The following is a 21,788-nucleotide window of genomic DNA, read 5'->3' on the forward strand; positions in this document are numbered from 1 at the left end:
TCAGCTGTCCTTGCGGAGGGCGTGGGCGAGAAGGTCGAGGAAGGAGCGGTTGATGAGGCTCGATTCGGCGGGCCTCAGCGGGCGCCGGGACAGCATCGCGGCCTGCCCGTAGAGGGCTTCGGCGCTGGTGCGGGCCAGCTCTGGCTCGTCGATGGCGACGGCTGCGCGGACCAGCGGGTTGAGCTGGTTGAGGATCAGCTGGGCCCGCGGGGCCTCCTGGCGCAGGGCGCCGAGGATGTCGCCCCACACGCCGCCCTGCTGTTCACGGGCGAGCTGGGAGCGGGTGCGCTCGTGCCGGGCCTCGCGGCTGTCGACGAGGAGGGCGGGGGCGGAGGCGGGCTGGAAGGTGCGCAGCGCGACGTCGCAGTCGAAGACGGCGAGGGCGTCGCGGGCCTGGGCGAGGTACGCCGCGGCGGAGAGTTCCGTCTCCCGGTCGACGGGGTCGAGGTGGGCGGTGAGGGTGGCCGGGTCGAGGTCGGCGACGGTGGCCTCGGGCCTGATCTCGGGCAGCCGGTGGACCAGTTCGCGGTCGTAGGTGTAGCCGCCGTTGACGACGCCGAGCCCGGCGGCCGAGGCGATCGCGGCGACCTGCCGGAACTCCTCCACGCTCGACGTCACGAGCACGGTGCGGTGGGTGCGCGCGAACTCGTCGAGGGTGGTGTGCCCGTCGGTGGTCTCGAACGGCAGCCAGGGCAGCAGCATCCGCAGGATCTCGTCGTCGTGCACCGCGAGCGACTTCACGGCCAGGTGGTGGGCCTGGAGGAAGCGGGCGAGCAGGTCCGGGTCGCTGGCGGCGGCCCGGGCGATCCAGGCGCGCAGCCGCTCGGCGAGTGCGTCACGGACGGCGGCGAGGGTGTCGTCCTCGTAGAGGGACTCGCGGGACGCCGTCGGTCGCAGGCTCTCGGCGTCGACGACGCAGCGGACGAAGAACGCCCACTCGGGCAGGATCTCCTCGGCCTGTTCGGACAGCAGCATGCCCTTGACGTGCACGCGGTGGCCGTGGCGGCGCCCGGCCGGCACGGTCTCGGGCAGCACGCACGCGATGCCCTTCAGGCCCACGGCGGGCAGGTCCAGTTCGATGGTGTCCAGCGGCGTGAACCCGAACACCTCCTGGCCGTACGCGGCCAGCGCGCGGGAGCGGGCACCCGGTGTGGGGTACGTGCGCACCCAGGGTGCGGGCTCGGGGTTGACGGACGCCCCCGGACCACCCGGACCACCCGGACCGCCTCTGCCGCCTGTGCCGTCGTCGAAGGTCACCGGGTGGCGCAGCAGGGTGCCGAAGTGCCGGGCCAGCGCGTGCACCTGGGCCGGGCGGGTCCACTCGCCCGCGTCGGCGCGCGGCGTCAGCGTGACGGTGGTGCCGGGCCGGGGGCGGGCGGAGGCGGGCAGGGTGCGGACGGTGTAGCTGCCGTCGCCGCGTCCCCGCCACTCGACGGCGGGGGCGTCGGGGGTGCGGGCGGAGCGGCTCAGGACGTGGATCTCGTCCGCGACCAGGAAGCAGGAGAGCAGGCCGATCCCGAACTGGCCGATGAAGTCGCCGCGTTGCTCGGCGATGCCCTCGGCACGCTTGCTGCTGCGGCCGATCGTGGCGAGGAAGGTGTGCACGTCGGCCTCGGTGAGACCGACGCCGTCGTCCTCGACGCGTACCACCGAGCCGTCGGCGTACAGGCGGATACCGAGGGCGTCGGCGGGGGCGGCCGGATCGAGGGCGTGCCGGGCGGTGAGCGCGTCGACCGCGTTCTGCAGGAGTTCACGCAGGTAGACGCGGGGGCTGGAGTAGAGGTGGTGGGAGAGGAGGTCGACGAGGCCGCGCAGATCCACCTGGAAGGTGCGGTCGGCGCCGGCCGCGTTCGCGGCGGTGTCGGGCAGAGTCATCGGGCAGTCCGGGGTGCGAGGGGTGGCGGGCGGTATCGAGCCGGCGTGCGCTCAGGCGCGGCGGTGGCGGCGGGCGAACTGCTTCTCGGGCTCCGCGAAGTAGGTCCAGGGCCAGCTGGTGTAGGCGCCGTCCAGCGTCTGGAAGACGCGCCGGACCGTGTGGCGCTCGCCGGCCAGCGACAGGGCCATGGCGAACATGTTGAAGTCGTGCTGCCAGCCCGGGCGCCACACGTAGCCGGGGTGGAGGATGCTGTGGTCCGCCGCTTCCCTCAACTGCGCCTGGATCTCGGAGGTTTCGAGGTAGTCCCCGCGCTCCGACTCGACCCACTCCTCGATGTACGCCATGGCGATCACGCAGCCGAGGCGGTGCCCCTGTGGGGCGCGGGCCGACGCCTCCTGGGCGAACGCCAGGGCCTGGCCCGGCTCGCCGCCCCAGCGGGGCTGCAGCTGCGACAGCCACTCGAGGTGGGTCTCGAGATCCAGCGGGTCGCGGCGCAGGGCGGCGTCGCGGCGGGTCTCGTTGACGGCGGTGCCCAGCGACATGCCGCGACCGGAGGTGAGGAGGCGGCGCCACGGGGTGACCCAGTCCGGCCGCAACTCGGCGGCCTCGAGCAGCTGTTCTTCGGCGATGTGGAGCCGCTCGTGGAAGATGCGCCACTGCTCCTGCGTGACGTTCACGGCACGCTCGGCGGTGCGCGCCTCCCAGCCCCAGATGATGTGGCGCGCCCCGGATATCAGCAGGGCCGTCGCCCGGTGCTCCTTGTCCTCCTCGACGGCCCGGCCGATCCAGTCCTGCACACCGTCCACGTCGGCGAGTTCACCCAGGACCTGGTGGTCGCGGCCGAGATCGAACGGTGCCAGCGCCGCCTTGACCGCCTCCCAGTCACCTGCGCCGGCCGCCTCCACCAGCGCGAGCACCCGCGCGTCCCCGAGCGCGCGCAGCGTGTACATCCCGTTCTTCTCCCTGCGCGGGACAGGAAGGGCGTACGGATCCGCCGCCGGTCTCTCCGCTCCCCTGCCGAACAGCTTGCCGAACATGCCGCGCCCTCCCCTGGTCCCGCGTGATCGTCCGGTGCAGCATAAACGGCCCCACCGACACCACTTCCACAGGGTTTTCACCGGCACTTCACGGGCCCGGTCCCGCCCTCTCGCCTCTCCCGGCCCTCACCCACACGCCTACGTTCCGGCTCGTGATCGAACTGTTCGGCCGCGTGGTGCGCGAGCTCCGGCGCCGGCGTCCCCCACGATCCGGCCGCCGTCTTCATCCACGCAGTCGGTCCTTGCGCGACCGCACTGACCATGCAACACCACGCGATCGGACCACCGAACGCCCCGATTTCAACCTGCGCAACACTTTTCCTTTTTCACGCGCTACGGCCTTTTCAGCAGGCCTGCAAGTCGCACAAGCAGAGAATGGACGCATTCGACCGGCGCACAGAGGGGCGCACGCCCTAATACATAAATCGTGCGCCCGCGCGACGTCGGATAATACGCCGATTGCAGTGGCCTGAAGGAAACCTTCCTGCGCCGGCGGAAAGTTGAGGCACTTGCGCGGGACACGGAATCCCTGCACACTCATCAAGGTCGGTGCATTGGTCGACGCGTGGACCGGCGGGGGTGTAGATCGTCAGCACAGTTCCTTCCGTACATTTCGCCGAGAATTACCGGCATTACTGCTGGGGAACTCCCGGAGGGTCACGCGAATGGCTTGGCTCGCGCTTGGATACTTTCTTGCCTATATTCCCTACGCCATGCTCGTGAAAGCGGTGTCCAGCGGAGTTTCACCGCTGGCCGGAGAACCGGTCGAAGGTCTGGTGCTCCTGCCGGCGGCCGCCTTGGGCCAGCTCGTCGTGATGCCGTTCTTCCTGATGGCGAGCGGATGGTGGGGATACGCGGGGCAGCGTGAGATTCCCGGAGTGGGCCGCGTCCGCCTGCCGGGCAGGGAAACGCTGGTGGCGGGATTCTTCACCGCGCTCATCATCGGCACCACCACGCTGAATTTCACCTTCGCCGGTGTCTCCATCCTTCTTGTGCTGCTTCTGATGCGCGGGGGTGTGCTGATCCTTTCGCCGCTGGTCGACTCGGCGCGTAAACGGAAGGTTCCCGGTTCGGCCTGGGCTGGACTGGCTTTCAGCCTGATGGCGGTTTCGGTGGCTCTCGGTGATGTGAACAGCTACCACCTCACCCTGGCGACGGTGTTGAGCGTGCTCACCTATCTCGTGGGTTACGTGGGGCGGTTCGAGATCATGAGCCGCGTGGCAAAAACCGGAGTGAAGGAAACCGATCGTCGATATTTCGTGGAGGAGCACGCCGCCGCACCGGTTTTCCTCGTCGGGATCCTGGCGGCGGCGGCCCTGTGCGGGCAAGCGGAGTTGCGCGCCGGGTTCACCACCTTCCTCGGCACTTCGACGGCCTGGGCGGCCGTAGGTATCGGCATGGCGTACGAGGTGCTGTTCGTCTTCGGCACGCTGATCTACCTCGACCGCCGCGTGTACACCTGGTGTGTCCCGGCCAACCGGTGCGCCAGTCTGCTGTCCGGCCTGGTCGCCTCCTATGCCCTGGCCGGGCTGGCCGGGCTGCCGGTGCCGGGGAACGCTCAGCTTCTCGCGCTGGTCTTCATCGTTACCGCCATCGCGTCCTTGTCCCACCCCGCGGTGGTCTCCTGGTGGCGGGAACGCGGCACCCGCACGCGGCAGGTGCTGTTCGTCTGCGGTGGCAACACCTCCCGCTCGCCCATGGCGGAGGTCATCGCCCGCGCCCATGCCACGCAGGCGGGCGGCAGCGCGCGCGGCGTGCGCTTCACCAGCGCGGGAGTCTCCCCCGCACGGCCCGGAGCGCCGTTGGTCCCCGCCGCCCGGACCGCTCTCGCCGAGCTCGGCATACGGCGCGTACCCGGGCCCGCACACCCCCGCCGCCACCGGGCACGGCCGGTCACCGCCAGGCTGTGCCGCGACAGCTCCGTCATCTACTGCATGACGCGTTCGCACCGCGACGCCGTGGTCGCCCTGGCACCCGACGCCAAGAACCGCACCCACTGCCTGGATCCGCACGGCGACGTCCCCAACCCCGAGGGGCAGCCGCCCGAGGCCTACCGCCAGTGCGCCCACCGCATCCAGGAGTTGGTCCGCACCCGTCTGCACGAGTTCCTCGGCAGCGGTCCCGGCCCCGACGTCCGCACGGCCGGGCTCAGTTGAGGCGCGAGGGAGTGACGTACCCATGACGGTCCATGACGAGCCCGCGTATGAGGAACTGGCGAAGGAGCTGACGCAGGACCTCGTGACGTACGACGGCAGCGCGGACAGCGACCTGCCCTGTGACGGCCTGTCCCTGATCGCGTCCCGCCACTGCAAGCGCGCCTTCCTCGATCGGCCGGTCCCCCGGGACGTCCTGGCGGAGGTGCTCCTCGCCGCAGGCCAGGCGCCCTCCAGCCGCAACATCCAGCCGTGGCGGATGACGGTGGTGACCGGCGGCCCGCTGGACGCGCTGACCCGCACGCTCTGTGAGGGCTTCGACCGCGGAGAACCTCCACGGCCGGACTGCGCCAACCGGACGCCGACGCTCGACGACACCGCGGCCGAACGCGCCCGCGCGGCCCTGACCGGAGTGCTGCGCGCCAAGGGCCACGCCCCCGACGACACCTCGGCCGCCCGGGCCCACCTCCGCGACAACCTGCGCTTCTACGGCGCGCCGGCCGCCTTGGTCTGCCACGTCCCCGGCGACGCGGTACCCGGGACCTTCCTGGAAGCCGGCCTCTTCCTGCAGAACGTCATGCTCGGCCTGGTCGCCCGAGGACTCGGCAGCTGCCCGCAGTTCAGCGTCGCGGGCTACGCGGACGCGCTGCGCCGGAAGCTGGACATCGACGCCGACCGGCTCATCGTCTGCACCCTGGCCGTCGGGTACCCCGACGAGGCGGCCCCGGTGAACCGGTTCGTCCCGCAGCGGGCTCGCCTTGAGGAGTACGTTCATTGGAGCTGACCGAGGGGCGCGGCGGCCGCCCCGGTGCGGTGCGCCGGGCCCGGCTGGTGGCTGTGGCCACCGAACCCGACGACCTCAGCAACGCCCGCCTGCGCTCCCTCGACGGGGTGGCCGACTCCCTTGAGGTACGGGCCGACCTGCTCGGCGACCCCGATCCGGCCCAGCTGCGCAAGCACTTCACGGGCACTCTGACGTACTGTCTGCCCACCCGGGCGCAGGGCGGCGGCGGGGACCTCGTCCCGGCGGAGCGGTTCACGCGGCTGCTGCGCGCGGCGGACCACTACGACGTGGTCGATCTGGAGTGGCCCGACGATCCGGCGCGACCGGAGCTGCTGGCCGCCGTGCCCCCGCGGCGGCGGCGCATCTCCTGGCACAGGACCCTTCCCGCCGGGCGGGGCACCGACGGCCACGCGGCCCTGAGGGAACAGTTCGCTTCCCTGCGGGCCGTACCCGCGGCGCTGTATCTCCTCGATGTCGATGCCCGCTCCCCGGCCCCGCAGTCACAGCACGCGGGCGAGTTCGGCATCACGGCGGCTCCGTCGCTGCTGGCCGGCCTCGGGCGCGGGGACGTCACCGCGTTCGCGTCCGGACCCGCCGGTACCTGGACCCGCATCCTGGCCCCTTGGCTGGGCGCGCCCGTGGTGTTCGGCCGGGTCTCGGCGCCGGGACCGGACGGCATGCCGAGCGTCGGGCAACTGGTGACCGACTACGGGCTGCCCGAGTTGCCCCGGCTGCGCGGCCTCTTCGGCATCGCGGGCCGCAACTCAGGGCGTTCGCTGTCGCCGCGCCTGCACAACGCCGCGCTGCGTACGTTGGGCCTGCCCGCGCTGTATCTCCCGTTCCATGCGGAGGCTCTGGCGCCGTTCTGGCGGGCCGCCGTCCGCTTCGGGGAGGAGAGCGGACTGCCCGTGCGGGGGCTGACTGTGACCGCCCCCCACAAGGAGACCGCCCTTGCGCTGGCGGACATGGCGAGCCCGACGGCCCTGCAGTGCGGGGCGGCGAATCTCCTGTGGCAGGAGGAAGGGCTCTGGCGGGCCGACACCACGGACACGGTCGGGGCCCTGCAGTCGCTGGCCCGGGCCGGGATCGACCCGGCGGGCCTGCGGGCGGCGGTCGTCGGATGCGGCGGGGCCGGGCGCGCGGTCGCAGTGGCCCTGCTGAGGGCAGGGGCTCAGGTGACCCTCGTCAACCGGTGCGACGCGCGGGGCCGGGACTCCGCACGGCGCATGGGCGTCCCCTTCGTACCGCTGTCCGGGTTCAGCGCGGCCGGCTACGGCGTGCTGGTACAGGCCACGCCGCTGGTGGAGCGGCCGCCCTTTCCCGTCGCGTCGGCCGACCCCGATGCCACCGTGCTGGAGATGGCGTACCGAGACCCGCCCACCCCGCTGATGGAGGCGGCGCGCGCCCGCGGTCTGCTGGGCATCGACGGCTGGGAGGTGCTGCTCGTCGAAGTCCAGGAGCAGTTCCGGCTGCTGACGGGGCATCCGATGCCTCCCGCCGTGCTGCGCGCCCTGTGCGCCGGCCGTGCGCGGGCTCCAGCGGTCGGCCCGCCCGGACAGACCGGCCCCGGCGCCTCCCCTGGTCCGGCCGACGGCCTACGACTGGCGCCCGGCGTATGACGGCCAGGACAGCCCCCCGCGGAAGACCGCGGGGCGAACCTCCGGGAAAGGAGAGCACCTCGTGACCATCCGCTCGGCGGCCGGTGCGACACCATCGGCCGCGCCGCCCGCACCGGACGTCCCTGACATATCGGCCCTGTTGGGTGATTGGCTCAACACCGACCGCGGAGCGGTGTCCAAGGGCCCACTCCGGCTGACCGTCGCCGAGTGCGGAACGGGCTTGACCGTACGGGCCTTCGGCAGCACCCCCGCTGACGGCCGCTCCGCGGCGGGTGGGCAGCCGCGCGACTGGGGCGAGGTACCGGCGGCCGTCTACACCGCGCCCGGCGCGCCAACGGTGGCCTGGTCGTTCTCCGCCGTCTACGAACTCGGCGGGTTCCGCACGGTTCTGTCCGCCTACTACAAGACCGGCATCCTGGTGACCACCGCCTCCAGCGTGCCCCTCGACGGCGGCGGCCCCGGCCGGTGGACCCGTTCGTTCTTCCACCGGGCGGAGGAGGCCGTATGACGACGGCATCGCACACCGACCTGGCCGACCTCACCGGCGGGTGGGTCAACTTCGACACCACCGCCCTCGGCATCCGGCTCGTCGACGCCGTGGCGGACGAGGGCGGGCTCGCGCTGAGTATCGCCGAGGGCGGCCCCGGCGTCCCCGACACCCACACCGCACTCGCGGCCACGCCGCTGGTGGACGCGGGCGGCGACGGCCCGGCCGTGGGCTTCCTCGCCGAGGGGCGGCTCGGCGCCCGGACCGCCATCCTGTGCGGCTATCTCAACCGCGGCCTGCTGACCATCGACATTCACACGGCCCACCCCGACGACCAGCGGGTGCCGCCCGTGATGTACCGCGCCCACTACTACCGTCCGGGACTCGCCCAGCCGCCCGAACCACCGGAAGGGGCACCCCTCCCATGACCGCCGACCTGGTGCACGGCCCTCACCATCCACACGGTCCGGTTCTCGGAGACCATGCCGCCCTCGACCGTGCCCGGAAGCTGGCCGCCGAGACGTTCGCCGCCCGCGCGGACGACTACGACCGCAGGGCCGCCTTCCCGGCCGAGGACTTCGACGACCTCTTCGCGGCCGGGCTGCTGGCCGCCGCCGTACCCCGTGAGTACGGCGGACTGGGCTTCGGACCGCAGCAGCGCAACACGCTGCCGCTGTGGGAACTGACCACTACCCTCGCCTCGGCCGATCTGTCGCTGGCGCGCTGCTGGGAGGGGCACGCCAACTCCCTGGTCCTCATCGACGCCCTGGGAACGCCCGAGCAGAAGCGGCGCTGGTTCGCGGGCGTGGTGAGGCGCGGGGAGAAGTGGGTGGCCTGGAGCGGCGAGCCACGGGCCCCCAAGCCCGGGGAGACCAGCCGTTTCGGCACCGCGCTCACCCCGGTCGAGGGCGGCTGGACCGTACGGGGCACCAAGGCGTTCGCCACCAGCGCCACCGGCGCCCAGTGGGCCATCCTGTTCGTCGACCCGGCCGGACCCGGCGGAGCCCGCCACGCGCAACCCGCCCCGAACGGCCGGGCAGCCGCAAGCGGCAGGGCCACGGGCAGTGAACTGCTCATGCTGGCCTGCGATCTGTCGGACCCGACCGTGAGCGTCGACAGCACGTGGTGGGACCCGGTGGGCATGCGCGCGACGGTCAGCCACCTGGTGCGGTTCGACGACACGTTCATTCCCCGGGACCACCTCATCGGCGCACCCGGCAGCTATCTCAGCGGGCAGTGGCAGTCCGCGTTCGTCCCCCACTACGCCTCCAGCTTCCTGGGCGCCGCCCAGGCCGCGTGCGCCTACGGGCTGGCGTACATCAAGAAGCAGGACAAGGGGGCCGACCCGTACGTGCGGCAGCGGGCGGGCAGCATGGCGGTCAACGTGGACACCGCCCGCCTGTGGCTGCGCCATGTCGCCGCGCTGTGGGACGAGGGCCGGGTGGACGAGGCCAGGATCGCCGGCAGCAAGGCCCGGCATGTCATCGAGCACCTGGCGGAGGAGACCGTGCACCACTGCATCCGTGCCTGCGGCGCCCGCAGCCTGGTGCGCCCCAGCCCGGTGGAGCGGATCCTGCGCGACCTGACCTTCTACCAGCGCCACGACAACGACGACCACATCCTCGCCACCATCGGCCGCGCCGCACTCGGCGACGACCACGACCCGTCCTTCCACAAACCCTGAGTCGCGTGAGGAGTGGCTTCGATGCCCGTCCCGAGCCCGCCCGTGGCCTTCCCTTTCGACACCCGTGACCACGCCGAGGTGTTCGAGAGGCTGGCCCGGCTGCGTGAGAACGAACCCGCGACCCGTGTGGTCGTCGCCAGCGGCCACGAGGTGTGGCTGGTGACCCGGTACGAGGACGTACGTCAGGTGCTGCGCGACCGGCGTTTCAGTGTCACGGCCCACAGCGGTCCCGACACGCCCCGGCTGTTCACCACCCCGTTCCCGTCCGGTGTCACCCTCATCCGGGACACCGAGCCGCCGGACCACGCCCGGCTGCGGCGGCTGGTCATGCCGGAGTTCAGGGCGCGGCAGGTCCACCGGTCACTGACGGTGATCCAGAAGATCACTGACGGTCTGCTCGCCACCCTGGCCGAGGCCGGCCCGCCCGCCGACCTGGTCGCCGGCTTCGCACGCCCGCTGCCCGTGGCGGTGATCTGCGCCTGGCTGGGCGTTCCGGCCGGGGACAGCGACCGGATCCTGGCCTTGGCGGACACGATGAACGGCAAGGGCCCCCTGGAGCGGATCACGGCGGCTCAGCGGGAGATGTGCGACTACCTGGCCGCCCTGATGGACGCCCGGCGCGCGGCCCCCGGCGACGACCTGTTCAGCGCCCTCGTCACCGCTCACGACGAGCAAGGCGCGCTCTCCGACGCAGAGTTGACCGGCATCGGCGTCAGTCTGCTGTTCGCCGGCCACACGGTCGTCACCGCCGTCCTGACCTCCGCCCTGCGCACCCTGCTGCACCGGCCCGCCGATCTCGCACGGCTGCGGGACGACCCGGCGTTCGCGGAGAGCGCGGTGGAGGAACTGCTGCGGTACCACCTGGTGCTGAGGGACGGTCAGATCCGGGTGGCCACCGAGGACGTGGACATCGCCGGGGTCAGCGTCCGCGCCGGAGAGTCCGTTGTCGTCTCGATCAACTCCGCGAACCACGACCCGGAGGTCTTCCCCGACGCCGAGCGCCTCGATCTGGGCCGTGACCCCAATCCACATGTGGCCTTCGGCCACGGCATCCACCGCTGCCTCGCCTCCCACCTGGCGCGGGCCGAGCTCCGGATCGCCCTCGCGTCGCTGCTCACCCGCTTTCCCACGCTTCGGCCGGCGGCCCCCGAAGCGTCCGCCGACTGGAAGGGGCACCAGCGCATCCAGGCCATCGCCGCCCTTCCCGTCACCTGGTGAGCACCATTCCGTCTCCGGCCCACCGTGACGCCTCGCCCCGGCAGGCGTCCTACATCTCCACGAAGACCGGTCAGTTCGCCTACTTCGACTTCCAACTCGGCCGACCGGACTGGTCCGGGCGCCGGGTGCTGGACTTCGGCGGGAACGTCGGCACGTTCCTGGAGGAGGCAGCGGGACGCGTCCAGCCGTCGCTGTACTGGTGTGTGGACGTGTCGCGGCCCGCGATCGAGGAGGGACGGCGGCGCAGCCCGCGGGCCCACTGGATCTTCTACGACCGGTACAACCCGCAGTTCAATCCCGGCGGTGTCCCCGGGCTCCGACTGCCCGACCTGGACACGCGTTTCGACTACGTCCTCGCCTACTCGGTCTTCACCCACACGCCGGACGACGAGACCGTGGAACTGGTGCACGCACTGCGGTCGCTTCTGACCGAGGACGGGGTGCTCGCCTTCACCTTCATCGCCCCGGACTGGGCGCCGCGGGGTGAGGGACACGAGTCCAACGTGCGCTGGCGGCTGCGCAGCCGCTCCTTGGGGAACGCGCCGGAGCCGCTCCCGGTTCCGGCGCGCCTGGACGCCGTTGTCGAGCAGGCGCGCGAGGCGCGCTGGTGCGCGGTCGTGGACCACACCCTGCTGTTCGACGCCCGCGCCCCGGTCGGCCCGTGCGGGCGGTACGACGTGCTGTGGAGCCCGGACCACGCGAGATCGCTCTTCCCGGCCGCCGAGGTACGCCCGCCGGTCGCGCCGGAGCGGCAGCACTGCTGTCTCATCGGCCCGAAGGACTGACGGGCACGGGGCGGCACCGGGCCGTCCGGCTGGGCGTCTTCGCGCATCCCGGCGGACCTGCGCAGCCCACCCGCCCTTGGGGAGGCGGGTGGGCTGAAGGGGGCGAGGCGCGCGGTGGGGCATCAGCGCAGTGCGGTGTCGGTGTGCCAGATCGCCTCGCCGCGGTGGTAGATCACCACGTTCCCGTCCATCTGGACGACGAGCTTGGCCTCGGGTTTGCCCGCGGTGCCGGAGGTCCAGAGCTTCTGGTCGATCTGGTTGCCCTCCTTCACGGTGCAGACGAAGAGCTCACCGTCGGCGAACCTCGCCTGCGTCTTCGCACCGGCCGGGTTGGCGGTGTTCGCGGCCCAGAGAATCCTCTCGTTGCTGTTGTCGATGACCACGAGGTTGCCGTCGGGCCGGAGGAACAGCCGCACCGTGCCCGAGTCGACGGTGTCGCGCTCGGTGTTGTCGAAGCTGTTGACCGTGAAGATCGTCAAGCCCGAGACGACCATGTTGGTGTTCATCCGGCCCTCGGCCAGCTGGTCGATCACCGAGACCGACGGCGCGAAGGCGTACACCGCCCCCTCGGTCCGTACGAACTGCGCGAAGTTCAGCGCGACCGGCTCGCCGCCCTGGGGGCGCTCCCAGCGGACCACGGTCTCCTCGCCCGCCACGGGGTCGGAGCCGGTGGGGAACGGGCCCGGGTCCACGTGCTCGTGATGGGTGTCGGGGTTGGGCTTGGGGAACGTCTCGTCGTTCATCCAGTCCCGCTGGATGAACTCGAACTGCCGGAAGAGATCGGCCTGATAGCAGACGAACACCAGGCCGCGCGGCGCGTCCGGACCGTTGAGCGCCGAGGCGGACGGGTCGAACGGCAGGCCGTACGGGATGCCGCGGCGCATGATCCGGCGGTGGTTGAACTTCGTGTCCGGGTGGAACTCCCCCTCTTTGTCCCTGACGGGGAAGCCGTCGCGGGGGTTGGTCTTGCGCAGGTGGGACCAGAGCGGGGTGGTCGTCCCCTTCGGGTCGTCCCGGAACGAGATCAGGTTGTCGTTCGACGACTCCGCGTTGTACGACATGTCCGCGTGCGGACACTTCGCCACCGGAGTGCCGGAGCGCCAGCGTCCGACGAGCCGGGCCGCCAGCCATTCGGTCGTCGCCTCCGGAGGCGCGGCCTTCGCCTCCTTCAGCACCTTCAGCTGCGCGGCCACGCCGGCCCACCAGCCGGGGACGTCCTGGGCCAGTCGGCGTACCACCTGGAACGAGCCGTGCTGCGCCCACTCCGGGTAGGGCAGGGGGTGCGGGCGCTCCCGCTCCAGCCCGACGACGAACTCGCCGGGCTTGACGAGGATGGTGCCGGGATGGCCCTTCTCGTAGACCGGGTTCTTGGGATCGGGCTCGTCAAGGTGCTTGATCGCCGGCTCGCTGACGCCGTCCTTGAAGCCGAAGTGCTCCCTGCCCCGGCGGGGGCCCTCGAGGGTGGCGCCCTCCTGCTCGTAGACGGTGACGATCTTGGCGCGGGCGAGATCCTGCCGGACGTCTCCGAGGGTGGCCCGCAGTGCGTGCGGCTGGTCGGCCGCGAGGGTGAGCACCGCGTGGACCCGTCCGTCGCCGAAGTTGCCGAAGAGCCAGTTCTGCGGGGCGTTCTGACCCGCGTCGCCGAGTGCCGGCGCCCGCTTGGCCGGGCCTTCGAAGAAGGCTTTGAGCGGGCCGTCGGTGCTGTTGCTGTCGACGCCGGGCAGCGGGCTGTGGCCGGCGAGGAACGTCAGCCCTTCGAAGGTGAGGCTGATGCCGTACCACAGCGCGTTCAGGTTCTTCGGGTCGTCTCCGCCCGAATACGAGCGGGCCCGGGAGAATTCCTTGTTGAAGGTCGCCACTTGTTTGGTCGTGGCGATGAGCGGCCGCAACTGTTTCAACCACGTGCGCGCCAGCTGCTGGTCCTCGAACCGCAGGAAAAGCAGCTGCATGTGGTCTTTCTTGAACCCGGCGAGCACGTCTCCCTGAGTCTCGGCGTCCTCGCGCAGGAAAAGGTTGTGGGGGTCGGTCGTTGCTGTGGCCATGCGTGCGGTTCCTCCGGAGGATGCGGCGGAATGGTGTCGGCTCCTGCTACCCCGTCGTAATTGACCATAGGGACGCGCCTGATGGGGATACATAAAAAGCCGTAGTGTTCACCCGGTTGGCGGAGCGCACGTCTTTAACGAGCTCGTCTACCTGCCCCGATGACCCAATTCACTACCAGTTGCGCCGGCGTGACGTACCGCTGCGCAAGGAGTGAGTGACAGCTCGTATGTGTTTTCGGATGTTACAACGGATCGATTGATGGAAAGGTTGGGAATACCCCTTCAGGCGCATCCGCCGCGACCCTCGTTCGCTTTTTCCTTCCCTTTCTGCTGCCTGCTTTCCCTTCACCGCTTTCCCCCTCCCTCATGTCCTCGGACGGCTAGGAGAGCCATGTCCCCACAAAAGATTTCCGCGGCCTTTTTGGCGTGCGCACTCGTCTCTGCGGTGACCGCCACGACGGTCTTCACCGCGCCTTCCGCATACGCGCACGACGGGGCCCATCACAGCGAAGTCGCCGACGCGGACGACTCCGAAAAGGTCCATGTGACCGACCGGCAGATCAAGAAGGAGATGAGAGACGACGAGGCCGCCGTCCTGGGCGAGGCGCACGCCAAGGAGCATGCCGGCCTGCGGGCCACGGCCAAGGCCCTGGCCGAGTACCCGCAGTCGACCCGCACGGCGAGGCTCAAGGAGCTGACGAAGACCCAGGCGGAGACCAACAAGCAGTACGCGCCCGAGAAGTTCGGCCGGTTCGCGGAGTACTTCCCCTCACCGGACTACGGCGACCACATCGCCATGCTGCCCACCGGCAAGGTGCTGCTCTTCTCCTTCGAGCCGATCGAGGACAACCCCCAGAAGGAGACCGCCCCCACCGACGTCATCGGCAAGGAGAACGCCGGCCGCGCGTATCTGTGGGACCCGGCCAAGGGCACGGGACGCGACGCCTTCAAGAACGTGGCTCCGCCCATGGTGGTGATGCCCGACGGCAAGAACGAGGCGCGGCCGGCACCGTTCTTCTGTGCCGGCCACGCGTTCCTGCCCAACGGCATGCTCGGGGTGTTCGGCGGCAACCTCGGCGGCAACGGGGGCAGCGGAGCCAAGCTGTCGCTCGTCTTCGACCCCTGGACCGAGACCTGGCACCGCAACGCGGACATGTCGGTCGGCCGGTGGTATCCCGGCGTCGTGGAGGGGCCCGACGGCCGGCTGCTCATCATGTCGGGCCAGTCGGAGCTCGGCTGGGGCACCCCCACCTCCATCGTCGAGCGCTTCCCCGCCAAGTCGCACCCGGTGCCGTGGCAGAAGGGCGACGTGCCCGCGAACGTACCGGTCGACACGTTCCGTGCAAAGGCGCCCTTCACCAAGGACTATCCACAGCTGTTCACGCTGCGCGACGGCAAGGTCTACGGCCTCGGCCGGCAGCTCGACGAGCAGTACGTCTTCGACCTGAACACGGAGTCACGCGCGAAGCTGCCGGACCGGCCCAACATTCCCTGCAAGGACACGAGGGACGGCAACGGCGAGGGCTGCAACCCCGAGCGCATCTACGGCTCCGCGGTGCCGCTGCCCAACGGTTTCCAGGGCCCGGACTCGGTCCTGCTCCTCGGCGGCAACCGGGACGACGCAAACACCTACGAGCTGACCAAGGGGAAGTCCTGGAACAAACGCGAGGCCCGAGCCTTCGGCCGGGCGAACGACAGCACGCTCATGCTGCCGGACGGCAAACTGTTCACGGTCAACGGCTCCTTCCACATCCGCAACTACGGCAACGGCCTGTACAACCCGAACGCCCTGCCGAAGTACCGCCACACCGAGGCGCGCGACGAGAACGGCAGCTGGACGCTCGGCCCGGTACAGCGGCTGCCGCGCGGCTACCACTCCAACGCGGTCCTCATGCCCGACGGGCGGATCCTGGTCACCGGGGACGAGGCCCAGCAGATCGCCAACGACCCGGACATCAAGGACGACATGCACGGCAGCATCGAGATGTTCGAGCCGTGGTACCTGCACGTCGGCGACCGGCCCCAGCTGAACAGGGCCCCGGCCGGTGCGCTGCGCTACGACTCCGCCTTCACCGTGCAGACCTCCACGCCGGGACGGGTGGACAGCGCCGTCCTGGTGGCGCCGACGACCGCCACGCACTCGACGAACCCCAGCCAGCGCCACCTGAAGCTGAAGATCAACAGCCGTGACGGCAACCAGCTGAGCCTGCAGACCCCGGAAACGGCCGCCGACGCCCCGCCCGGGTGGCACATGCTGTTCCTGCTGGACAAGCGGGGCGTGCCGAGCGTCGCGAAGTGGGTGAAGCTGGAGCCCGCCCAGGGCGTTTCCCCGTCGGGCCGCGATTAACGGCTACTCACCTCGTTGAGGGGCGGCTGACCAGGGCAGATGTCCGTCAGTCGCCCTTCGCGGCGCGTGGCTGAGCGGTGGGGTCGTCCGACATCCGCCGGGCCGAGGGCGCAGGGCGTTCCTGGGCAGACCTGCTCAGCCGCACCCGCCGCATGAGTGCATCCGCCAGTGCGTAATACTCTTCCTATGAAGTCAGGCATTACGCCCTGGGGCGGGCCGACCACGGTACGGCGTGCCGTGGCGCGGGACGCCAAGCGGCTCACGCGGCTCGTGCGGGGCTCACGCGCCTACGAAGGGCAGTACGCGGCCATGGTCGCGGACTACCGGATCGGTCCCGACTACATCGAGACCCACCGTGTCTTCGTGGCCGTCGCCGCCGACGAGCACGAAAGCCGTGTCCTCGGGTTCTACTCACTCGTCCTCGCCCCGCCGGAGCTCGACCTGCTGTTCGTCGCCGACGGAGCACAGGGACGCGGCATCGGGCGGCTGCTCGTCGCGCACATGAAGTCCGAGGCCCGCACCGCCGGGCTCGACCGGGTCCGGGTGGTGTCGCACCCTCCCGCCGAGGGCTTCTACCGCAGCGTGGGCGCGGTGCACACCGGGACCGCGTCCGCGAACCCGCCCGCTGTGGCGTGGGACCGGCCCGAGCTGGAGCTCCTTATTCCGCGGGTGCCGACCTGTCCGAGTCCGGGCGAGCCCGGCTGAAGGTGGTGCGGCCCCACTGATGGGTGAGGGTGAACGACGTACCGCACTCCGCCATACGACGGGTCAGTCGCGTCATTCGAGCTTGCAGCGCACGCCGGCTGAGCGGATGCCGCGCGTCGCCGAGAAGCAGGCACAGGTCGTGGCAGCACCAGGAGTGCCTCACGGCTTGGATGAGCTCCAGGAGAATCTTCTGGGAGCCGTGCTTCACGTTCGGTCCGAGCTTCGGGAATTCATGGGTGTCGTCCGTGGCATGAAGCGGGGACAGCACTGCCAGCCAGCGACGCTCGGCGGCTATGCGGCTGGCCAGCTCCTTGGGCGAGATGCTTCGAGACAGCACGTTGGCGGCGCCGGCCCGCAGCAGGGCGACCGAGTCGGTGCCGTCGGGTACCAGGACGACGACCGCGGACAGCCTGCTGAGTACGTGAACACGCTGCGGCAGGTCAGGGACCTGGCTCAGGTCGGGCACCTCGAGAAGTGCCAGGGGGCGCGGCCGGCGCAGCAGGGAGAGGTAGGCGCCGATCGATCCCCAGGGCTGGGGGAACGTCGGCATGATGTGCTGGCTCCTCATCTCGCGCAGCAAGGCTGCTGTTGCGTCCCGCTGCATCGAGAAGACCGCGTCGACCGGGCCTGGCATTCCTGGGCCGGCCGACGATAAATCCATCGGCTCGTCAAGGGTCTGAGGGATGAGCATGACCGGAACCCGACGTAGTGCAGACAGTGCATGACCCCTCAAAGCATCGGGGTATCGCGGAGCCGCGTACAGGTGTTGCGGTGTTCATAAAGTGCTCAACCAGTGGTCATGATCACCGCTGAGGCGGCTGCCGGGCGGAGGCGTCAGCTCTCGGGTGACTGCTCGAGCATCGCGCGGGTCAGGACGTTGCCGCCGATGCCCCAGCCGCCGTCGGCGACCTCCTCGACGATGACCATGGCGTTGGCGCGGGCCCGTTCGCCGTACATCTCGACGTAGAGCTCGGTGGTGCGGGTGACGGTCTTCTCCTTCTGCTTCTCGTCGAGGGTGCCGGCAGGGACCTTGAAGTTGGCGAACGGCATGGTGGTCCTACTTTCTTGATGTGGGTCTGAGCTGGTCATTCGTAAGATCGGCGAGGCCCAGGGGTTCCGGATATGGCTGTCATGGAGTCGCCGCTGGATGGCTCAGAGAACTTGGCCGCCCGGAACCCCGCGACGACTCGACCGCTAATTGGGAGACGCGACGCGATCGCTTTGTAGGACAACGTCGGCGAGGTCGTCTGCTGGGTTGGTGTACGACGAGCTGACGGAGGTGGCTGTGCCCGAGATCTGGGCCGGAGTGGACATCGGCAAGGAACATCACCACTGCGTGGTGATCGACGCCCAGGGCAAGCGACTGCTGTCGCGCCGGATCCTGAACGACGAGGCTGAGCTGCTCCAGCTCATCGCTGACGTACTGGAGCTGTCGCGGGATGTGCTATGGGCGGTGGAACCACGGCGGGGCCGCACTCCTGCTTGGTCTGCTGGTCAGCCACGACCAGCACATCACCTACATCACCGGCCTGGCCATCCACCGTGCATCGGCCGGCTACCGGGGCCAGGCCAAGACCGACGCGAAGGACGCCTTCGTCATCGCCGACCAGGCCCGCATGCGCACCGACCTCGGTGTCCTGCGGCCCGGCGACGAGATATCGGTCGACCTGCGCACGCTGGTTACCCGCCGCACCGATCTGGTCTGCGACCGGATTCGGCAGATCAACCGCCTGCGCGCCCAACTCTTGGAAATCTTCCCTGTGTTGGAACGCTCGTTGGACCTGACGAAGAAGGGGCCGGTCCTGTTGCTGACCGGCTACCAGACCCCGGCCGCGATCCGTCGCGCCGGCGCCTCCCGGATCGCGACGTGGCTGAAGAACCGCAAGGTCCGCAACAGCGCGGCCCTGGCCCGGACCGTTGTGGAGGCCGCCGAGGCCCAGTTCACCGCACTGCCCGGCGAGAAACTCGCGGCCACCATGGTGGCCCGCCTGGCGAAGGGGGTGATGGCCCTCGGTGAGGAGATCACCGAGCTCGAAGCCCTGATAGAGGCCCGGTTTCGCGAGCACCCGCACGCCGAGGTGATTCAGAGCCTGCCTGGCATGGGCACCATGCTGAGCGCGGAGTTCCTCTCTGCGACCGGCGGCGACATGGACACCTTTGGCACCGCCGACCGCCTGGCCGGCTACGCCGGCCTCGCACCCGTCCCCCGCGACTCCGGACGCGTCAGCGGCAACCTCCACCGCCCACGCCGCTACCACCGCGGCCTGCTCCGCGCCTTCTACCTCTCGGCCTTCGCCAGCCTGCGGAACTGTCCCGCCTCGAAACAGTTCTATGAGCGCAAGCGGGCCGAGGGCAAGGGGCACAAACAGGCGCTGCTGGCACTCGCCCACCGCCGGGCCAACGTCCTGTGGGCCATGATCCGCGACGGAGCGTGCTACCAAGCCACACCACCAGTCACGGCAACGGCTTGACAACGTCATTGGGAAGTTCTCTACGCTTCAGCGGTATCGCCCGCGGTGCTCGCAGCAGGTCCCTGTTGTGCACGGTTGGTCGCGAATCCCTCGTCCTTGCCTGAGAAGGGCTTACTGCATGTCCTCGTCAGCTGTTGACGACACCACAGGCATTACGGCCGCGAAACCGGACCAGCCGGTGGGGAGAGGGATCTTCCTGTCGCTCGTGTCCGCCGGATCGCTGGGAGTTTCCGGGCCGTTCGCCAAGGCGCTCTTCGACTCGGGCTGGACAGCCGGCTCCGTGGTTCTCGTCCGTCTCGCCGGCGCCGCCCTTCTGCTGGGCGTCCTCGCCCTGGTCATGTTGCGTGGGGCGCTGTGGCGAATGGTTCGCGACGACGCACGGAGGGTGCTGCTCTACGGCCTGCTGGCGATGGCCGGCGCGCAGGCGTGCTACTTCAATGCAGTGCGTTTCCTCCCGGTCGGCGTCGCTCTCCTGTTGCAGTACGTCGCACCACTGCTCGTGGTTCTCTGGGCCTGGCTCGTCAGAGGCCAACGCCCCACCGTGATGAGCCTCATGGGCGGAGTCACCGCGCTCTTCGGTCTCACCGTGGTGGTTGAAGTGTGGTTCGGCGTCGATCTGAAATGGGAGGGGGTGGTCTGGGGGCTGATGGCCGCGGTCAGCCAGGCCGGATACTTCCTCATCTCGGACAGCGCGGACACCAGGACTCACCCGGTCGCCCTCCTTGCCGCGGGAACCGCGGTCGGGGCGCTCATCGTGGCCGTGTTGGGAGCCCTGGGGGCGCTGCCGATGACAGTCGACTTCTCTCCTGGTGGCATCCTCGTGGCCGGGCAGAACGTGAGCTGGCTGGTGCCCGCGGCCGTACTGATTCTGGTTTCCACCTTTCTGGCCTACCTCAGCGGTGTCGCCGCGATCTCCGTCCTCGGGGCGACCCGCGGCTCACTCATGGGAATCCTCGAAGTCGTCTTCGCGACATTGACAGCTTGGGCTCTGCTCAGCCAGGTACCGAACCGCTGGCAGGTCATCGGTGGCTGTCTGATCCTCGTTGGGGTCTACTGCGCACAGCTGTCGAGATCCGGACGGGGGAACCTGCGGGATCCCTTGGACTCCTCACCAAACGGCCCCGGCACCGGGGCGTGAACAGACGGGGCGTGTGCAGTTCGGAGCACCTTCCAACCCGTGTTGGTCGACTGCCCGGTTCGATTCCGGCCGCCCCGACGCTCGCCGCGTCCGCCACGCATCACGAACAGCCCTCTTCGGGTGCCACCCCGACCGGTCGCACGACAGCCTGCCGATCAGCCGCGCAAAATCAGCAGCCGACACGCTACGAAGTGGACACGTTAGGTCGTACGTGGTTGGACAGATGAGGTCGTACGGATGACATCCCGCCGGGTGGTGTAGCCGAACAAGGCACCGGAATCCGCAGGTCGGGGACGGTGGTTCCGCCGGATTGCGGGTTCGACCCGCCCCAGCGGGACGCTTCGCGGGCTGCTGCATCTGCGGAGATCGGCATGGGCCTCGTACCGGAATCCGCAGGGCCCCGGCGTTTGCCTGACTCGTTCGGTTTGATCATGTGATGCCGAGAGGGTGAGGACGCTTAGACCGACCGGCGAATGGATCACTTGAGGCGTCGGGTGGTGGGGCGGTCGTCCCAGCGGTAGCGGCTGGTCGCGCGGCGGATGAGCATGCGGAGCGTTACGAGGGCTGCGGCGAGGTAGAGGTAGAAGTCCACGGCCTTGCCGTCCCGTTCGGTGCAGCGCCGCAGCTTGCCGTAGCCGTTCATCCACGAGTGGGTGCGCTCGACGACCCACCGCTTCCCCGCTTGGATCGGGACGGGTATCCCTTTGCGGGCGATCTCGCCTGTGAAGCCGAATTCACCCAGCAGTTCGCGGGTCTTGGTGCTGTCGTAGCCGCGGTCCAGATTGACGTTCACGATGTCTGGCAGGACGCCGACTTGATCCTTCGTGGCTTGCAGGGTGGGGCCGAGCAGGGGTGAGTCGTGCCGGTTGGCGCCAGCCGAGACGATCCCCAGCGGTACCCCGGCCTCGTCGGAGGAAACCGAGCGCTTCAGTCCCTGCTTGCCGCGGTCGACCGGGGAGCGGCCGGCCTTCTCACCGCCGGAGGGAGCCTTGGTGATGCAGCCGTCCACGGAGATCTCAGCCAGTCCGAGGCCGATCATTCGGTCGTACGCCTCCAGCGCCAGGGCGTGGACCTGCTCCGATATCCCCATCTGGGCCCACTCTTTGACGCGGCGCCGGATCGTGCGGTCCGAGCACCCGGGGCTGGAGAGCCGCTCGTATCCGGAGCCGTGGACCAGGGCTTGGACGACATGTTCGAAGACGATGCGGTCGGCAATCCGGCGTCGGTGGCAGCCCAGCGGGTGGGTCGGCGCGTACTCGTCCCGTGCGGGCAGGAGAGCGGCGAACTGGTCCCACAGGGGTTCGAGCAGGCAAGATGGGACAGCAGGCACGGGCCCTCCGGTGATCACTGAGCGTAGAGAACTCCATGATCACTCAGGCCCGTGCCTGCCTTGCATCTGAGCTGTAGGCCGCCGCCCGTCCGCACCATTTGCCGGTCGGTCT

At 69.9% G+C, this 21,788-nt stretch carries 17 protein-coding genes, 1 tRNA gene and 1 pseudogene; 13 read left to right on the forward strand and 6 right to left on the reverse strand.

Going from position 1 to position 21,788, the window contains the following annotated elements:
- Together AC5P09_RS13035 and AC5P09_RS13040 are read right to left on the reverse strand one after the other, a co-directional pair.
- Positions 1 to 1,875 carry an HSP90 family protein gene (locus AC5P09_RS13035; RefSeq protein ID WP_493874018.1) on the reverse strand — a complete coding sequence of 625 codons (1,875 nt, stop codon included), beginning with the start codon at positions 1,873 to 1,875 and terminating at the stop codon, positions 1 to 3.
- Positions 1,876 to 1,926: 51 nt separating this feature from the next.
- A complete protein-coding gene (locus AC5P09_RS13040; protein WP_493874019.1) occupies positions 1,927 to 2,913 on the reverse strand; it encodes a hypothetical protein in 987 nt (328 codons plus the stop codon).
- 554 nt (positions 2,914 to 3,467) lie between these two features.
- Here AC5P09_RS13040 and AC5P09_RS13045 point away from each other — a divergent pair.
- The 8 genes from AC5P09_RS13045 (at position 3,468) to AC5P09_RS13080 (ending at position 11,643) form a co-directional block, all read left to right on the forward strand.
- On the forward strand, positions 3,468 to 5,069 hold the full coding sequence (locus AC5P09_RS13045; RefSeq protein WP_493874020.1) for an arsenate reductase/protein-tyrosine-phosphatase family protein: 1,602 nt from the start codon (positions 3,468 to 3,470) through the stop codon (positions 5,067 to 5,069).
- 22 nt (positions 5,070 to 5,091) lie between these two features.
- Positions 5,092 to 5,850, forward strand: a complete 759-nt coding sequence (locus AC5P09_RS13050) for a nitroreductase (protein WP_493874021.1) — start codon at positions 5,092 to 5,094, stop codon at positions 5,848 to 5,850.
- Positions 5,841 to 7,469 carry a hypothetical protein gene (locus AC5P09_RS13055; protein ID WP_493874022.1) on the forward strand — a complete coding sequence of 543 codons (1,629 nt, stop codon included), beginning with the start codon at positions 5,841 to 5,843 and terminating at the stop codon, positions 7,467 to 7,469. Before AC5P09_RS13050 ends, AC5P09_RS13055 begins: the two co-directional genes overlap by 10 nt.
- A gap of 61 nt (positions 7,470 to 7,530) precedes the next feature.
- Complete coding sequence (locus tag AC5P09_RS13060) at positions 7,531 to 7,977, forward strand: hypothetical protein (RefSeq protein ID WP_493874023.1); 447 nt, start codon at positions 7,531 to 7,533, stop codon at positions 7,975 to 7,977.
- Positions 7,974 to 8,384 (forward strand): hypothetical protein, encoded by a 411-nt coding sequence (locus AC5P09_RS13065; protein ID WP_493874024.1) that lies wholly within the window; start codon positions 7,974 to 7,976, stop codon positions 8,382 to 8,384. Before AC5P09_RS13060 ends, AC5P09_RS13065 begins: the two co-directional genes overlap by 4 nt.
- A complete protein-coding gene (locus tag AC5P09_RS13070; protein ID WP_493874025.1) occupies positions 8,381 to 9,640 on the forward strand; it encodes an acyl-CoA dehydrogenase family protein in 1,260 nt (419 codons plus the stop codon). The genes AC5P09_RS13065 and AC5P09_RS13070 overlap by 4 nt, the downstream gene beginning before the upstream one ends.
- Positions 9,641 to 9,661: 21 nt before the next feature.
- A complete protein-coding gene (locus AC5P09_RS13075; RefSeq protein ID WP_493874026.1) occupies positions 9,662 to 10,858 on the forward strand; it encodes a cytochrome P450 in 1,197 nt (398 codons plus the stop codon).
- Positions 10,855 to 11,643 carry a class I SAM-dependent methyltransferase gene (locus tag AC5P09_RS13080; RefSeq protein WP_493874027.1) on the forward strand — a complete coding sequence of 263 codons (789 nt, stop codon included), beginning with the start codon at positions 10,855 to 10,857 and terminating at the stop codon, positions 11,641 to 11,643. The genes AC5P09_RS13075 and AC5P09_RS13080 overlap by 4 nt, the downstream gene beginning before the upstream one ends.
- A 122-nt stretch (positions 11,644 to 11,765) precedes the next feature.
- Here AC5P09_RS13080 and AC5P09_RS13085 read toward each other — a convergent pair whose 3' ends face one another.
- Entirely contained in the window at positions 11,766 to 13,685 is a 1,920-nt protein-coding gene (locus AC5P09_RS13085; RefSeq protein WP_493874028.1) for a Dyp-type peroxidase, read from the reverse strand.
- A gap of 445 nt (positions 13,686 to 14,130) precedes the next feature.
- Between AC5P09_RS13085 and AC5P09_RS13090 the strand changes: the two genes are divergently transcribed.
- Together AC5P09_RS13090 and AC5P09_RS13095 are read left to right on the forward strand one after the other, a co-directional pair.
- Positions 14,131 to 16,032 (forward strand): galactose oxidase early set domain-containing protein, encoded by a 1,902-nt coding sequence (locus tag AC5P09_RS13090; RefSeq protein ID WP_493874029.1) that lies wholly within the window; start codon positions 14,131 to 14,133, stop codon positions 16,030 to 16,032.
- Between the two features lie 186 nt (positions 16,033 to 16,218).
- Positions 16,219 to 16,737 carry a GNAT family N-acetyltransferase gene (locus AC5P09_RS13095; protein WP_493874030.1) on the forward strand — a complete coding sequence of 173 codons (519 nt, stop codon included), beginning with the start codon at positions 16,219 to 16,221 and terminating at the stop codon, positions 16,735 to 16,737.
- Here the strand turns inward: AC5P09_RS13095 and AC5P09_RS13100 are convergent.
- Entirely contained in the window at positions 16,691 to 17,287 is a 597-nt protein-coding gene (locus AC5P09_RS13100; protein ID WP_493874031.1) for a hypothetical protein, read from the reverse strand. The genes AC5P09_RS13095 and AC5P09_RS13100 overlap by 47 nt on opposite strands.
- Before the next feature lie 284 nt (positions 17,288 to 17,571).
- Positions 17,572 to 17,787, reverse strand: coding sequence for a tautomerase family protein (locus AC5P09_RS13105; RefSeq protein WP_493874032.1), 216 nt, complete (start codon positions 17,785 to 17,787; stop codon positions 17,572 to 17,574).
- Between the two features lie 235 nt (positions 17,788 to 18,022).
- Between AC5P09_RS13105 and AC5P09_RS13110 the strand changes: the two are divergent.
- The 3 genes and pseudogenes from AC5P09_RS13110 to AC5P09_RS13120 all read left to right on the forward strand — a co-directional run bounded on the left by AC5P09_RS13110 (position 18,023) and on the right by AC5P09_RS13120 (position 20,424).
- Positions 18,023 to 19,208, forward strand: a pseudogene (locus AC5P09_RS13110) (IS110 family RNA-guided transposase).
- Between the two features lie 67 nt (positions 19,209 to 19,275).
- Positions 19,276 to 20,346, forward strand: coding sequence for an EamA family transporter (locus tag AC5P09_RS13115; protein ID WP_493874033.1), 1,071 nt, complete (start codon positions 19,276 to 19,278; stop codon positions 20,344 to 20,346).
- 5 nt (positions 20,347 to 20,351) lie between these two features.
- Positions 20,352 to 20,424: transfer RNA gene (locus AC5P09_RS13120), tRNA-OTHER, on the forward strand.
- 400 nt (positions 20,425 to 20,824) lie between these two features.
- Here AC5P09_RS13120 and AC5P09_RS13125 read toward each other — a convergent pair.
- Positions 20,825 to 21,676, reverse strand: a complete 852-nt coding sequence (locus tag AC5P09_RS13125; RefSeq protein WP_493874034.1) for an IS5 family transposase — start codon at positions 21,674 to 21,676, stop codon at positions 20,825 to 20,827.
- Positions 21,677 to 21,788 lie beyond the last annotated feature (112 nt).

The organism is Streptomyces sp. a15, from assembly GCF_059026085.1.

What these genes read in the sequence shown, in the direction of transcription:
- AC5P09_RS13035 (WP_493874018.1), bottom strand. Translation starts at nt 1,875, where the DNA reads ATGACTCTGCCCGACACCGCCGCGAACGCGGCCGGCGCCGACCGCACC.
- AC5P09_RS13040 (WP_493874019.1), bottom strand. Translation starts at nt 2,913, where the DNA reads ATGTTCGGCAAGCTGTTCGGCAGGGGAGCGGAGAGACCGGCGGCGGAT.
- AC5P09_RS13050 (WP_493874021.1), top strand. Translation starts at nt 5,092, where the DNA reads ATGACGGTCCATGACGAGCCCGCGTATGAGGAACTGGCGAAGGAGCTG.
- AC5P09_RS13065 (WP_493874024.1), top strand. Translation starts at nt 7,974, where the DNA reads ATGACGACGGCATCGCACACCGACCTGGCCGACCTCACCGGCGGGTGG.
- AC5P09_RS13070 (WP_493874025.1), top strand. Translation starts at nt 8,381, where the DNA reads ATGACCGCCGACCTGGTGCACGGCCCTCACCATCCACACGGTCCGGTT.
- AC5P09_RS13075 (WP_493874026.1), top strand. Translation starts at nt 9,662, where the DNA reads ATGCCCGTCCCGAGCCCGCCCGTGGCCTTCCCTTTCGACACCCGTGAC.
- AC5P09_RS13085 (WP_493874028.1), bottom strand. Translation starts at nt 13,685, where the DNA reads ATGGCCACAGCAACGACCGACCCCCACAACCTTTTCCTGCGCGAGGAC.
- AC5P09_RS13095 (WP_493874030.1), top strand. Translation starts at nt 16,219, where the DNA reads ATGAAGTCAGGCATTACGCCCTGGGGCGGGCCGACCACGGTACGGCGT.
- AC5P09_RS13100 (WP_493874031.1), bottom strand. Translation starts at nt 17,287, where the DNA reads ATGCCGACGTTCCCCCAGCCCTGGGGATCGATCGGCGCCTACCTCTCC.
- AC5P09_RS13105 (WP_493874032.1), bottom strand. Translation starts at nt 17,787, where the DNA reads ATGCCGTTCGCCAACTTCAAGGTCCCTGCCGGCACCCTCGACGAGAAG.